The following is a 13,633-nucleotide window of genomic DNA, read 5'->3' on the forward strand; positions in this document are numbered from 1 at the left end:
TAACTCATTCATTGATACAAAATGTTTTACTTGATACGAAATGTATCTAATATACTTAATTTATACAGGATTTAGTCTGCTGTCAAATACTTTTTTAAAAAAAGAGAAAATTTGGCTTACTTATAGTACATCTTTAACGAGATAGGGTGCACATCTGCACCTTGTTGGGTTGAAATGGGCTCGACCCGCGACAGACAAGACTCTTACTATACAAAATGTAACAATATAACAATTAAATTTTAGAAACACTGAAAAAATGCTTGACTAGATACTAAATGTATCATAAATTAGAAGTGTAGTATACAAAACGTATCAACACTACAACACAAGTTTTCGTATGAGTTCAATACAAAATATGAGTTATGAGGAGAACAAACAGAATGGATATGAATGGAAAAGTAGTACTTATTACAGGTGGAACAGGTTCATTTGGAAGGAAGCTTGTAGAAAAACTGCTGCTAACGGATGTGAAAAAGGTCATTGTGTTCAGCCGGGATGAATTGAAGCAGTATGAAATGAGCCAAGATTACAAGGATAGCAGAATCCGCTTCTTCATTGGGGATGTGCGTGATCTGGAGCGTCTCAATCGGGCATTCGATGGTGTTGACATTGTTGTTCATGCCGCTGCTATGAAGCATGTTACAGCTTGTGAATACAATCCTTTCGAGGCTGTGCGCACTAATATTCTTGGAGCACAGAATGTAATTGAGGCAGCGATCAACCAAGGAGTTAAACGTGTCATTGCACTAAGCACGGATAAAGCGGCGAATCCAGTCAATTTATACGGAGCAACTAAGCTAGCCTCTGATAAGCTGTTTGTTGCCGCTAATTCTTACTCAGGCTCCAAAGAAACTCGGTTCGCAGTTGTACGTTATGGGAATGTAGCCGGCAGTCGCGGCAGTGTTATACCTTTTTTCCATAAGACTAAGCTAACAGGGAGATTGCCAATTACAGATGAGCGTATGACTCGTTTTTGGATTACCTTGGATCAAGGGGTTCAATTCGTTAGAGATTGCTTGGGTAGAATGAAAGGCGGCGAGATTTTTGTGCCGAAAATTCCAACCGTGAAGATTGTCGACTTGGCATACTCGATGGCGCCTGAATGTGTGATTGACTACGTGGGTATTCGTCCTGGTGAGAAGCTCCATGAGTTCATGATTACAGAAGATGATGCGCGAAGAACAGTAGAATTTGATAACTATTATGTCATTCAACCTGAGTTTCCGTGGTGGCTAGAGAATGGAGAAAGTTATGGAGGTACGCCTATTACCGAGCATTTTAGTTATGCCAGTGATACCAATCCGCAATGGCTATCCCATGATCAAATTTTAGAATACTTGGGGGAGTATAGATGATTAATCAGGTTGCTTCTTTACAAACTGAATTCGTGCAAAGGAGAAAAACTTGGCTGCCTTATGGCCGCCAATGGATTGATGAAGCGGATATCCAAGCCGTGGTCGCTGTGCTGCAAAGTGAGTATTTAACAACGGGTCCGCAAATCGAGCATTTTGAGCGGAAGCTGGCGCTAAGAGTAGGTGCTAGCTATGCAGTAGCTTTCTCTAATGGAACAGCAGCTCTCCATGCAGCTTGTTATGCAGCAGGTATTGGACCAGGCGATGAAGTGATTACAACGCCAATTACATTTGCCGCAAGTGCGAATTGTGTATTATACCAGCAGGGAATTCCGGTTTTTGCTGATATTGATGAGCAAACGTATAACATCGATCCCAATCAAGTTGCTGCACTCATAACTCCTAGAACAAAAGCGATTATTCCTGTTGATTATTCGGGACAGCCAGCAGATTTGCACGAGCTTAGAGCCATTGCGAAAGAACACGGCTTGGTTGTCATCGAGGATGCTGCCCATGCCTTAGGTGCTGCTTATGACGGACAGCCAATTGGCTCGATTAGCGATATGACTATGTTCAGCTTGCATCCGGTTAAACAGATTACATCTGGAGAAGGAGGAGTCATTACAACGAATAGCCTAGCTTATTATGAGAAACTGCTCGAGTTCCGCAGTCATGGCATCGTTCGTGATCCTGTCAGATGGAGTCAAGAATCAGCTCCAGTGGGCTGGTATTATGAAATGCAATCACTGGGCTATAACTATCGGCTAACAGATATGCAAGCAGCGCTAGCCTCAAGCCAATTAGATAAATTAGATCGTTTTGTTGAGCTCAGAAGTGAGTATGCTGCTTACTACGATGAGGCTTTTAGCCAATTCTCTTTAATTAAGACTCCTTTTCAAAAAGAATCGCGGCAATCCAGCTGGCACTTATACGTCATTCAGCTTGAGCTAGAGTTTCTCTCTACAGATCGCAATCAGATCTATAACGAGCTGATTGCGGAAAACATTGGTGTCCAAGTGCACTATATCCCTGTTTATTTGCACCCTTATTATCAACAGCTGGGTTATGCAAAAGGACAATGTCTTAAAGCGGAAAAGCTGTTCGAACGTATGCTGACATTACCGCTTTTTCCTTCGATGACACATGAGGATGTACAGGATGTCATTGATGCTGTATTCAGAGTGATTGGGAAGTATGCATGTTAATTTACTTTCGTGTGGATGCGTCCTTACTTATTGGCACAGGCCATGTTATGCGTTGTTTATCGCTTGCTGAACAGCTTCATGACGAAGGGAATGAGATTGGATTTATATGCCGAGAGCATCTAGGAAATTTAACAGATTATATCAAAAGCAAAGGATATACCGTACATACCTTGTTAAATCCTGTGTTAAACCCTGTCGCGCAAAAAAGCTCTATTCATTCAGATATTCCCCCTTATCCTAATTGGTTGGGTGTATCTTGGCATGAAGATGCTGAACAAACGTTGAATCAGTTGAATTTGCTAGAGAAACGCGTAGATTGGTTGGTATTGGATCACTATTCATTAGATGAGCAATATGAAAAAATGCTGCGACCCTATGTAAATAAGATTCTTGTCATTGATGACTTGGCTAATCGCAAGCATGATTGTGATGTGCTGCTGGATCATAATTACTTTGATAATATGGCCAATCGCTATGAAGGCTTAATAAGCAGACAGTGTCAATTAGTTGTTGGACCCACCTATGCTTTACTCCGCAAAGAATTTCAAACAGCTCAAGCTGCTGTCCGAGTACGAGATGGTCATATTCGCAATGTATTGGTTTCCTTTGGCGGTGTGGATATAACCGGCGAAACGATGAAAACCCTGCAAGCCTTATGGCCCTTTGCCCAGCAAGGCCTGATCATCCATGTATTATTGGGTAAAATGAATCCGCACAACGCTGCGATCATGGATTTTTGCCGTAAAATGCCGCACTGTTTCGCCTATGAACATGTAGAGAATATGAGAGAGCTGATGGAAGATGCTGATATAGCCATTGGAGCTGGCGGGACAACGACTTGGGAAAGGTGCTGTCTTGGCTTGCCCAGCTTAGTGATTACAACAGCACAGAATCAAGAGGGCTTAACGGAGCATGTGACGCGAACTGGAGCCACAGGTTATCTAGGAAAATCTAATGAAGTAACCTCATGGATTATTCATGAGCGTGTTAAGCAAATGATGACACATCCAGAACAATGCCGAGAAATGTCAGCTCGTGCATCGCAATTGGTAGATGGGTTAGGGATCTCACGAATATGTAAGGAGTTGAGGAAATGGTCGGACATATAACCATTGTCACGGATAAGAATAACTGGATTAACAGCTATATTCCTCAGTGGATTGAATCCTTAAAACCACGTAAAAACCAAGTTACTTGGGTGCATGATGCCAAGGATATTCAACCAGGCTTTCTAGCTTTTTTCTTGGGCTGTGAACAGATTGTTGGCCGCTCTTTATTAGATTTAAATCAGCATAATTTAGTTGTACATGCCAGTGATCTGCCGCAAGGCAAGGGCTGGTCACCACTTACATGGAAAATCCTAAATGGGGAGAATCAGATTCCGGTTGTCCTGTTTGAAGCAGCGGAGCTTGTTGATAGTGGACGAATATATCTTAAACATACTATGCAATTTACTGGCCTAGAGCTAATTGGCGAGCTGCGTGAGGAGTTAGCCCAGACAACACTTAATCTTTGTAACCAGTTTATTGAGCAATACCCAAGGATTGTAGAGGAAGCTTTGGAGCAGCAAGGCGAGTCTAGCTACTACCCACGCAGGACTCCGCAGGATAGTCGGATTCGGCCTGAGCTCTCCATTCAAGAGCAATTCCAAATGCTTCGTGTTGCAGATAATGAGAAATATCCCTGTTACTTCGAGCTTGGTGGAGAAACCTACATACTCAAAATAGAAAAGCGAGGTTAACTAAGTGATGAGTGAAATAAAGCTAGGCAATCGCAGTGTAGGTGTGGGGCATCCCCCATTTATCATTGCAGAGATGTCAGGAAACCATAACCAGTCTTTAGAGATAGCATTGGAAATAGTAGATGCTGCTGCTGATGCAGGGGCACATGCACTTAAACTGCAAACATACACGGCTGATCTGATGACATTGAATTTGGATTATGGTGATTTCTATATCGATGATCCAACTAGTCTGTGGAAAGGGCGCTCGCTTTATCAGCTATATGAAGAAGCCTATACCCCATGGGAGTGGCATAAGCCGATCTTCGATCGTTGCAGAGAGCGTGGCATCACACCCTTCAGTACACCGTTTCACCCAGATTCGATAGATTTTCTTGAAGAGCTGGATGTCCCTTTCTATAAAATAGCTTCTTTTGAAAATAACGATTTGCCATTAATTAAATATGCTGCATCTAAAGGTAAGCCGCTTATTATTTCTACGGGAATGGCGTCTTTAGCTGAGCTGGAAGAAACGGTTACGGCTGCACGTGAAGGTGGCTGCAAGGAGCTGATTTTACTTAAATGCACAAGCAGCTATCCGGCAACGCCACTGGACAGCAATATCAATACAATTCCACATATGCGAGAATTATTCGGCTGCGAGATTGGTTTATCCGACCATACCTTGGGCATTGGTGCAGCGGTAGCGAGTGTTGTACTTGGAGCGACCGTGATTGAAAAGCATTTCACGATTTCAAGAGCAGCCGGTGGGGTGGATGCTGCTTTTTCATTAGAGCCGCATGAGATGAAGCTGTTGGTGGAGGAGACCGAACGGGCATGGCAAGCCTTGGGGCATATCAGCTATGGACGCAGTGATAAGGAAAGTCAGTCGCTTAAGTTCAGACGCTCACTTTACATCAGCCAGGATTTGCAGCTGGGTGATACGCTAAACGAGCATAATTTAAAAATCATTCGACCAGGCTACGGCTTGGCTCCTAAATACATGGATCGTTTTATCGGGAAGAAGCTGGCGAAAGCAGCCAAAGCAGGCACTGCGTTAAGCTGGGACATGATTTAAGTGAGTAAAGAAGGGGAACGAGTGCCTCGCCATTCCTTGCGGAAATCGAACATGCTGATCCTGCTAGTATTTGTTTTAATGTGGATGGGACTGATATTTACGCTCTCTTCTCAGCCTTACGAATCGCAGGACTTGAAGCCTTGGCTGCATCGGGTATTATCATTTGAACGAATTCCGCGTTATCTCAACCATATTCAATTGCATTATGGCGGTCATCTAATCAGTGTTAAAACCCTAGGTCTAACGGGATTCGTGGAGTTCATTATCCGAAAGTCAGCCCATGTAACGGAATATGCCATTCTAGGTGTGCTTATTTTTCAATCATTGCGAATTGTTTTTCCAAGGTTTAGAGGAATTTCGTTAATCAGCATCAGCTTATGTTATATCTATGCGATAACGGATGAATACCATCAATCCTTTGTTGCAGATCGGACGCCCTTGTTCGCAGATGTACTTTTGGATACGGGGGGAGCTACTCTAGGGGTTTTATTGTTTATAATTCTTAGCAAAATATTCGTATTCCTCTATCGTAAAATATTCGCCTACAGCTTAAAAAATAAAGAGGTGTAAGATGAAAAATATCCTATTTATCCAGCCCTATGCCAGTCAGATAGGGGGAGTGGATACAGTGTTGTTGCAGCTGATTCAAGGCTTGGATGTTGGCCAGTATAAAAGCTATGTGCTGCTATCTGCTCCTAGTCCATATGTGGAAAAGTATAAAGCTTTGGGGGCAGAGATTATCTATGGCCCTATAGCCGTATTCGGTAAACCGACTAGTGTGGGTTATTATTTGCATAATTTTGTTAAGCTTTTTAGGTCGATTCCATTTCTATTGCGGGTGGTTAAGGAATTCCAAATTGATCTGATTCACTCGCATAAAATGGAGGTGATGGGCGCTAATTTTGTAGGTAAATGGGTAGGGATTCCAACTGTGCAAACGATTCATGAATTGCCTCGACGACCGCTATTCGCTTATAAAATCATTGCCTGGATGAATCACTTAATGAATGACAGAGTTATTGTGCTTTGTGAACGCAGTAAAATTATGTTTCGCTGGTTCAATCAAGAATCATCCAAGCTAATTAAAATTTATAATGGAATCGCAGTTAAAGCCAGTACAAGCCCAAGTCATTCTATGGCGCTTAAGCAGCAGCTGAATCTGGAGCCTTCAAGTAAGCTGCTTATAACGATAGCGAGACTTTCACCTATGAAAGGCTTGGAATACCTATTCGAAGCAGCAGCACTCATTCGTACTATACATCCGGATATTAAATTTGTCATTGTTGGTGATGTGGCATTTGCTCATGAAAAGGTTTATAAAGATCAGCTGCACGCTAGAATAGAAAGCTTGGGACTTCAGAATACCGTTTTCATGCTAGGGCTAAGAAGAGATGTAACAGAGCTTATTGAGCAGTCCGATATCCTCGTACTTCCTTCGGTTTATGATATTTTTCCCACAGTTATTCTCGAGGCCATGAGCGGCGGATTGCCCATTATTGCGACAGATGTGGGCGGCATCCCCGAGATGGTTAGACCAGAAATAGGTATCATCGTTCCACCACAGAATACAGAGGCACTGAAGAATGCGATTCTTACTATGTGCGAGCTAGATTATAAATTAATGGGCCAGCAAGCGAAAAAATTATTTTATGAAGAGTTTACTCAAGAGCAATATGTGAATCAAACGATTGCCGTCTATGAATCCTTGTTTGCCACACAAAAGCTAGTTTTGGTTGAGTATGAATAAACAATAGATTGAGTGGGGATTAGGGGGAGATTGAGCTTGATACGAACTGCATCTGATCAAAGAAAGTTATTTGTTTGCACAAAACCATATCAATATATGATTGCTAGATTAATTAAACAAGGAAGCGAGTTTGAACAGTGTGACATCTTAATTCTTGATCATTTTTACGAAGCAGTAGATTTTTGTAAAAAAACGAAACAAACAGGTACTTGGCATAAAGTAATGTATTTTGATGATGGCATGCTCGATGATTATAAGCTAAAGCTGAATCCAGTCGAAAAGTATCACTTTTACCATTCGTGGAAGCATTTCTTGCCTGCGATGATGGAGGATATCTCCATGTATTCAGAGGTGTTTTTAGCTCATGACTTTGTTGCTGTGGAATATGCGATTATGCGTAAGTTTAGCAGTGAAGGGAAGAAAGTAACTATTTTTGAAGAGGGCTACAGTAACTATATTAATAACAGCACGCATGAGACTTTGATCATGAAGGGGTTAAAAAGGATTTCTCCTTGGTTGGGTTTACCAGGAGGGTACTTTGGCAGTTTAAAATGGGTCGATTCCGTTTGGGTTCAACGTCCTCAATTAATTATAGAGGATTTAAACAATCCCATTCGTTTTAAAGCTAAGCCGCTCCCTATGCAATTGACCGAGTTCCTGCAGCTCCCAGAAATCATTGAAGAGATGTACATTCTGTTTCCGGAGATTGCAGAGATAGATGCTCATATTCAAGGAGCTGAAGTCATCTCTGTGGTATTAACCGAATCCTGGCACGATGAAATCCCAGATCGGGATCTCTATGTGAACCAAATTGTTTCTAAGGTAAATGAAATTGTTCAGAATGAAGACTCTCTAATATTTATTAAACAGCATCCAGGTGAGAATTTACCGATGCAATGGGATTCCAAGCAGATCGTTTTGCTGCCGAAGCAGCTTCCATTTGAATTATTATATTTAATCATGAAGAAGCATAGGCTTAAAAAGGTCAATTTATTCTCTTTTGGAAGTACAGCGATTTTGAATCTATATCATTTATGCAAAGAAGACGGCAGTCTGGATATCTACCTTTTCGGTGAAAGTATGAGTCGTACACATTACATGGCATTGAAATTTCCGCGCTTTTGTGAACTGGCCACAAAGTTTCATGTTCAGTTTAAGATTGTTTAGAGAAAAAGAGGTATAGGATGAAGGAAAAATCAGGCTTACATTTTATTATGTGACGGAGATACAAACCATAATAAGAGGTATATTGGAGGCGCTAAATTAACAGATGAAAATTTTATTTCTTTCGTGGGCTTATCCAAAAAGCAATACTCCTTATTTAGGCATTTGGGCACATCAACAAGCATTAGCGTTAAAGGATAAAGGGGTAGAAGTTGATGTAGTGAATATTGTTCCGTACGCCCCCAAGTTTGCTGGGTTTATTTCAGAGAAAATAAAAAAATATGCTCATATCGAAAAACAGGAACGGTATGAAGGCATACTTGTCCAACATCCACGGTTTTTCAGAGCAAAACCAAATTCTTATTTAGATAAGATACTTTCACGGTTTTTTTGGTTTCAATCGAAACGAATTGCTGTAGATCTAGAAAGTGAAGTCGATATTTCTACATTCTCTCTTATTCATGCCCATAACTTATTTCCGGATGGAGCCATTGCTTACCTGCTTCATAAAAAATTTAATATACCCTATGTAATTACCCTGCATGATGTCGATCAATATAATAGCTGTCCTGAAAAAGGCTTTCAACGAAAGCTTTCTTTACGGATTCTTGAAAAAGCGAAAAAAGTACTCGTTGTGAGCAAAAGGGTAAAAAACAATATTGAAACTCATGTGAATAATAATCAACTGCAGCTGTTTTACAACACATATTGGACCTATGCAAGGAAAAAAGAACGCACGAATAATCATAGCAATAAAATAATTACGATTGCCTCATTAATTGAACGTAAAGGAGTTCATATCATACTGCAGGCGTTTAAAAGGATATGGGATACCCACCCTGATTATGAGCTTATTATTATCGGAAACGGCTCACAATTGTTGCCATTAATGAAGCTAGCAAAGGAATTAAATATTGATAAGCATGTCACATTTACTGGTGTTTTGGAGCATCAAGAGGCAATGGCATGGCTGACACAAGCCACAATTTTCTGTTTGCCCAGCTGGGATGAGGCATTTGGAGTAGTCTATGCAGAAGCTATGTCCTATGGGATTCCAATTATTGGCTGTAAAGGCGAAGGGATCGAAGACCTAGTGACGAATCAAGTGAATGGAATGCTAGTCGAAGCGGAAAGCGTAGATGAGCTGGAAAAGGCACTTAAATTTCTAATCGAGCATTCGGATAAAGCCAAACAAATCGGTCAAAGTGGCAGGGAGAGTATTAAAGAGTTAGGGCCGGACTTATTTGGAGATCGACTTAAGCAATTGTATCAGGAAATCATTCAAAATATCGACTAAGAGCCCCATGAATGAATTCATGGGGCTCTTACAGAACCGTTCCAGCTTCCCTTGTGCACCTTAAAGTTAATTCATTCTTCGATAGCTTTGTTACCTCGTTAAAAATTCGGTAATCCCCCTGCTTGAGCGGCAACAGATCACTAAGTCATCTCTTAACGCCTATGAATTTGTCCTTTCTAAAGGACTTCGTTCGAAATAAAACCGATGATTTCGACTGATGTGTCTGTGGCTTCCTCACTCTTGTTACCGTTAATCTGTATTTTTACTTTATGTGGGCCTTTAGCAAATTGATCCCCGATGATAAAGGTATTGATATTCTTAAACGGACAATAATTATCTAGCTCCTTAATAAATTTTCCATCCACGTAAAGATCGAATTTTCCTCCAGTAGGTGTTTGCATGAGCATAAGGCCGATTGAATTACCATTAACTGTGGTTTCTAAGTTATTTCCTTTGACCGAGCCAATTGAATTACCTTTTGCAGAAGAAAATCCATTTATGATGGAATAGTTATTATTAAAGCTAAATGTTTTATATTCATCGGATTTAACAAACAATGGTTTTGCGTCAATAGAATAGTTTACCTTTTTATTCTGCTGCAGGTTTGAATGAATGGTATCTATAATCAAATTGTAATATAGCTCTTGACCTTTGCTTGATGGGTGCGCTTTGTCGATAGTCAAAATTTCATCAGAGTAACCGGATTGTTGGAATGCTAGTCTTGTATCTATTATATTCAGATCGTATTGTTTGGCTAGCTTCATCATCACTTCAGGATAACCTTTGGTACCAACACCATTCTCAATGATTAAAAATATCTCCGGATTACCTTTCTCTTCTTTAATTTGCTTAATTAATCTTTCATAAATACTTGAATAAATTTCTAAGGGTAAAACACCTTGATCGTTTTGTCCAAAACAAATAAAAGCTAGGTCGTACTGATCTTTTAGCGAAGTTTTTGTTAGATTATAATCTGTCCAACCACCTAATACGGAAGCGCCCCCCCTGGATAGATTGGTAGTAAAGTTTGTAACTTTATACTCATTAGCCAAAGCGGATGTTAAGCGGGCAAACCATTTTTCATCGGCATTTTGAGCGCCAGTTCCTTGCCCAATGCTGTCTCCAACGATTAAGGTTCGGATGAATTCATTCGCTCTTATTTTGTCATACAAATCCCTGGTGGATTTGTTTATTAATGCGCCGCTCGACTCCGAAATCGGCATGGAGGCTAATAATTCTAGCTTCCTATCATACTCTTGTTTTAAATCATAAATTAAAAAAATAAAACCAGCTACAAGTATCGCAAGAAGAGTACTTTGCAATATTTTTTTTCTCTTTGACGACATATTCTGCTTCACCTACCTCAATTATCATAATTATATGATACATAATGTATCATATAATTATGATAATTGAAACCTTTTATATAGATAAAAGCATATTAATTCTTATAAGCATAAGCAAAAAGTTAATAGAGTGCATAGATTAATTACGTAAGAACTGGCGTAGCCGGTTCTCCTGAATCGGTTTGTTAAACTAATTTAATTAGAGTGGGAGGTATAAATAACATGAGTGACTTAACAATTTCATCACCGATAACGGTATCAATAACTGCCCAGCCATCCGTATTTTCGGATTATATTGGAAATGCTCCAAGCTTTGTAGGAAGTTGGGGTGGGAATTCGTTTTGGGGTATTGGCTCAAATGGCACTAACTCTAACAGTATCCAATTAGGTATTACATCTCAAGATCAACACAGCTGGGATAACACAATTGCATTTACTCTAAACCTACCGAATGGAACTGTAAATGCAGTAAATCATGTTGGGAAATTAAATGGATCAATGATTACTGTTGGGGCGGCTATACCAACACAACCTATGGTTAAGGATGTATGGATAGATACTTCAGCCGCATCTTTTCTATTGAAGGTATATAACGGTTCAGTTTGGGTTGTAGTTGGTACAGGCGGAGGCGGTGCTGGCCCAGCAGGGCCACAGGGTCCAGCAGGTCCGGCAGGCCCAGCAGGTCCAGCGGGCGCAGTAGGTCCAGCGGGAGCAGTAGGTCCAGCAGGCGCAGTAGGTCCAGCGGGCGCTGCAGGTCCAGCGGGCGCAGCAGGTCCAGCGGGCGCAGCAGGTCCAGCGGGCGCAGTAGGTCCAGCAGGTCCAGCGGGTCCGCAAGGTCCACAAGGTCCTGGTGGTGGTGGGGGAAGTGCTCCAATAGCAGTTAACGCATTACCTACACCAAGTGCAAGCTATCGGTATCTTCAATATGTATTAATTGGTCCTGCGGGAGTCCCTGATAAATTGTTTTGGTGTAAAAAGCTAGCTAATGGTGCGTTCGATTGGTACGAATTAGGATAAGGAGGAGAAAAAAGTGGCAATCAAAAATACGGTTATTAATATTAAGGATTTTGGTGCTATAGGGGATGGGGTGGCAGATGATTCACTAGCTTTTAGGAATGCTATCACCTTTGTTTATAACAATTATACCAATCTTCCCAATTACAATGGGGGTGGTAACGGCAATCGTCGTGCCATGTACCAAATTTATATTCCTTCAGGAACATTTAAGATTACGCAAGCTGAGTCGATGATGCCGTCAACATTTACAACTCCTATTATGGGAGTATCATTTGTAGGCAATGGCAAATTTGCGACAGCAATTGATTTTGAACCCACTGTAGCAGGGTCGTTTTTACTAAGCAACAACAATTGCTTTCTCCATCTTCTGTTTAGAGATCTGTCTTTCCTTGCGAATACAACAAATGCAAATTTTATGAAATCTACCTCAACGGGTGCTGCACAAAATTATGTTTTTGATAACATTGCTTGGGGTGGCACATGGACTTATGGGCTTCAGCTTTTAGGAACCAATAATAACTCTGAGTTTTCTTGGTATCATAGTAATATAAACGGCAGCTGGGATACTTTCTTCTATATTCCTAATAGTGTAGGCAGAAGTGGTGATCAGTTCGTCAATTACAACTTTTATGCCCCTAATTTTGAAGTAAGCAAAGGAACATTTATCAATGCTCAGTATGGCGGCTCTATCAACATTTGGGGTGGCTCAATCATGTACTATGCAGGCGGTACAGGTGGCACATTCTTTATACTTGGAAACACGATTCATAATGGAGGTGCGGAACGCTTTATGTGTTCAGGCACACGAATTGAATTGCCTAATGCAAACTGTAGAATGATCGATTCTACTTGGTCTACAGGGTCAATAACATTCATCAGCGTTGATAATTCCTCGCAACAGTTTCAGGGGATAGGTGTAACAGGCGGGGTAAATTCGATATTCCGATTTGGTAGTGAATCAGGTGCTACGGTAACCTTCATCGGCTGTGTATTACAAGGCAAGCATGAATATAGATACGCGCGTGGGTACGATCGTGATGCTAGGGCAACATACATCAATTGTGAATTTTGGCATTACCGTGATGCGGCTAGTTTTATCACATTGGTTAATGAAAATGGAAGCAACTTTAAAGCAGGTGCACCACTTATCAAATTTGATCAATGTAGAGGAATGCCGCAAACCAATCAAAACAAATATATTTTTGATACTACATTAAATTGGAATTTGAAAAAATTTGCTACTATTACAAAAAAGATTTTACGAATAGTTAGCTGGGAGAACGAGCTGCCCTCACAAGCAGGCGGGAATATTAGTGAAGACGTTTGGATTCCTATTGGTTCGGTTATTACCAGCGTACAAGTATATGGTTACCCCAGCTCAGCAGGCGGTACAACATCCACTACACCAGGGTGGGTATTCACACTGAAAGGTTCAGATGGAACAACGCTCATTACAGCAACACCTACTAGCAATAATCCGTCACTTGGAATGAATGTAACACAAGCGCAAAACTTTATTTGTGATACGGATTTAAAACGTCACCTGGTATTTGCAGCTAATACTACAGTTAATGCGGCGGCAAAAGGATATTGTCTCGTAGAGTATATCGGCTAAAAACTAAAAATATACAATATGTATCATATGCTCATCCTTCTGGTTATTTAGATAGTTCTGATCTCATAACCAAATTTTCTGCTTGACATGAT

The 13,633-nt window shown here is 40.8% G+C and carries 12 protein-coding genes; 11 read left to right on the top strand and 1 reads right to left on the bottom strand.

Going from position 1 to position 13,633, the window contains the following annotated elements; genetic code table 11:
• The first annotated feature begins 380 nt into the window (after positions 1 to 380).
• The 9 genes from pseB (at position 381) to EHS13_RS05325 (ending at position 9,563) form a co-directional block, all read left to right on the top strand.
• Positions 381 to 1,355, top strand: coding sequence for a UDP-N-acetylglucosamine 4,6-dehydratase (inverting) (gene pseB, locus EHS13_RS05285; RefSeq protein ID WP_155699360.1), 975 nt, complete (start codon positions 381 to 383; stop codon positions 1,353 to 1,355).
• Entirely contained in the window at positions 1,352 to 2,557 is a 1,206-nt protein-coding gene (pseC, locus tag EHS13_RS05290) for a UDP-4-amino-4,6-dideoxy-N-acetyl-beta-L-altrosamine transaminase (RefSeq protein WP_155699361.1), read from the top strand. Before pseB ends, pseC begins: the two co-directional genes overlap by 4 nt.
• Entirely contained in the window at positions 2,551 to 3,666 is a 1,116-nt protein-coding gene (pseG, locus tag EHS13_RS05295; protein ID WP_155699362.1) for a UDP-2,4-diacetamido-2,4,6-trideoxy-beta-L-altropyranose hydrolase, read from the top strand. The genes pseC and pseG overlap by 7 nt, the downstream gene beginning before the upstream one ends.
• Positions 3,651 to 4,298 carry a formyl transferase gene (locus tag EHS13_RS05300; RefSeq protein ID WP_155699363.1) on the top strand — a complete coding sequence of 216 codons (648 nt, stop codon included), beginning with the start codon at positions 3,651 to 3,653 and terminating at the stop codon, positions 4,296 to 4,298. Before pseG ends, EHS13_RS05300 begins: the two co-directional genes overlap by 16 nt.
• 7 nt (positions 4,299 to 4,305) lie before the next feature.
• Entirely contained in the window at positions 4,306 to 5,355 is a 1,050-nt protein-coding gene (gene pseI, locus EHS13_RS05305; RefSeq protein WP_155699364.1) for a pseudaminic acid synthase, read from the top strand.
• Entirely contained in the window at positions 5,356 to 5,925 is a 570-nt protein-coding gene (locus EHS13_RS05310) for a VanZ family protein (RefSeq protein ID WP_155699365.1), read from the top strand. It abuts the gene before it with no gap.
• Position 5,926: 1 nt separating this feature from the next.
• Positions 5,927 to 7,102: a glycosyltransferase family 4 protein gene (locus tag EHS13_RS05315; protein ID WP_155699366.1), complete on the top strand. Its 1,176-nt coding sequence runs from the start codon at positions 5,927 to 5,929 to the stop codon at positions 7,100 to 7,102.
• Between the two features lie 12 nt (positions 7,103 to 7,114).
• Positions 7,115 to 8,269 carry a polysialyltransferase family glycosyltransferase gene (locus tag EHS13_RS05320; RefSeq protein WP_405083549.1) on the top strand — a complete coding sequence of 385 codons (1,155 nt, stop codon included), beginning with the start codon at positions 7,115 to 7,117 and terminating at the stop codon, positions 8,267 to 8,269.
• A gap of 103 nt (positions 8,270 to 8,372) precedes the next feature.
• Entirely contained in the window at positions 8,373 to 9,563 is a 1,191-nt protein-coding gene (locus EHS13_RS05325; RefSeq protein ID WP_155699368.1) for a glycosyltransferase, read from the top strand.
• Between the two features lie 176 nt (positions 9,564 to 9,739).
• Here EHS13_RS05325 and EHS13_RS05330 read toward each other — a convergent pair whose 3' ends face one another.
• On the bottom strand, positions 9,740 to 10,909 hold the full coding sequence (locus tag EHS13_RS05330; protein ID WP_155699369.1) for an SGNH/GDSL hydrolase family protein: 1,170 nt from the start codon (positions 10,907 to 10,909) through the stop codon (positions 9,740 to 9,742).
• 222 nt (positions 10,910 to 11,131) lie between these two features.
• Between EHS13_RS05330 and EHS13_RS36195 the strand changes: the two genes are divergently transcribed.
• Positions 11,132 to 11,926 carry a hypothetical protein gene (locus EHS13_RS36195; protein ID WP_162462967.1) on the top strand — a complete coding sequence of 265 codons (795 nt, stop codon included), beginning with the start codon at positions 11,132 to 11,134 and terminating at the stop codon, positions 11,924 to 11,926.
• Positions 11,927 to 11,939: 13 nt separating this feature from the next.
• Positions 11,940 to 13,541 carry a glycosyl hydrolase family 28-related protein gene (locus EHS13_RS05340; RefSeq protein ID WP_155699370.1) on the top strand — a complete coding sequence of 534 codons (1,602 nt, stop codon included), beginning with the start codon at positions 11,940 to 11,942 and terminating at the stop codon, positions 13,539 to 13,541.
• The last annotated feature ends 92 nt before the right edge of the window (positions 13,542 to 13,633 follow it).

The organism is Paenibacillus psychroresistens, assembly GCF_009728935.1.
GTDB lineage: Bacteria > Bacillota > Bacilli > Paenibacillales > NBRC-103111 > Paenibacillus_AC > Paenibacillus_AC psychroresistens.

Coding starts and splice junctions, on each gene's coding strand:
- pseB (WP_155699360.1), top strand. CDS start 381: ATGGATATGAATGGAAAAGTAGTACTTATTACAGGTGGAACAGGTTCA.
- pseC (WP_155699361.1), top strand. CDS start 1,352: ATGATTAATCAGGTTGCTTCTTTACAAACTGAATTCGTGCAAAGGAGA.
- pseG (WP_155699362.1), top strand. CDS start 2,551: ATGTTAATTTACTTTCGTGTGGATGCGTCCTTACTTATTGGCACAGGC.
- EHS13_RS05300 (WP_155699363.1), top strand. CDS start 3,651: ATGGTCGGACATATAACCATTGTCACGGATAAGAATAACTGGATTAAC.
- pseI (WP_155699364.1), top strand. CDS start 4,306: ATGAGTGAAATAAAGCTAGGCAATCGCAGTGTAGGTGTGGGGCATCCC.
- EHS13_RS05315 (WP_155699366.1), top strand. CDS start 5,927: ATGAAAAATATCCTATTTATCCAGCCCTATGCCAGTCAGATAGGGGGA.
- EHS13_RS05325 (WP_155699368.1), top strand. CDS start 8,373: ATGAAAATTTTATTTCTTTCGTGGGCTTATCCAAAAAGCAATACTCCT.
- EHS13_RS05330 (WP_155699369.1), bottom strand. CDS start 10,909: ATGTCGTCAAAGAGAAAAAAAATATTGCAAAGTACTCTTCTTGCGATA.
- EHS13_RS36195 (WP_162462967.1), top strand. CDS start 11,132: ATGAGTGACTTAACAATTTCATCACCGATAACGGTATCAATAACTGCC.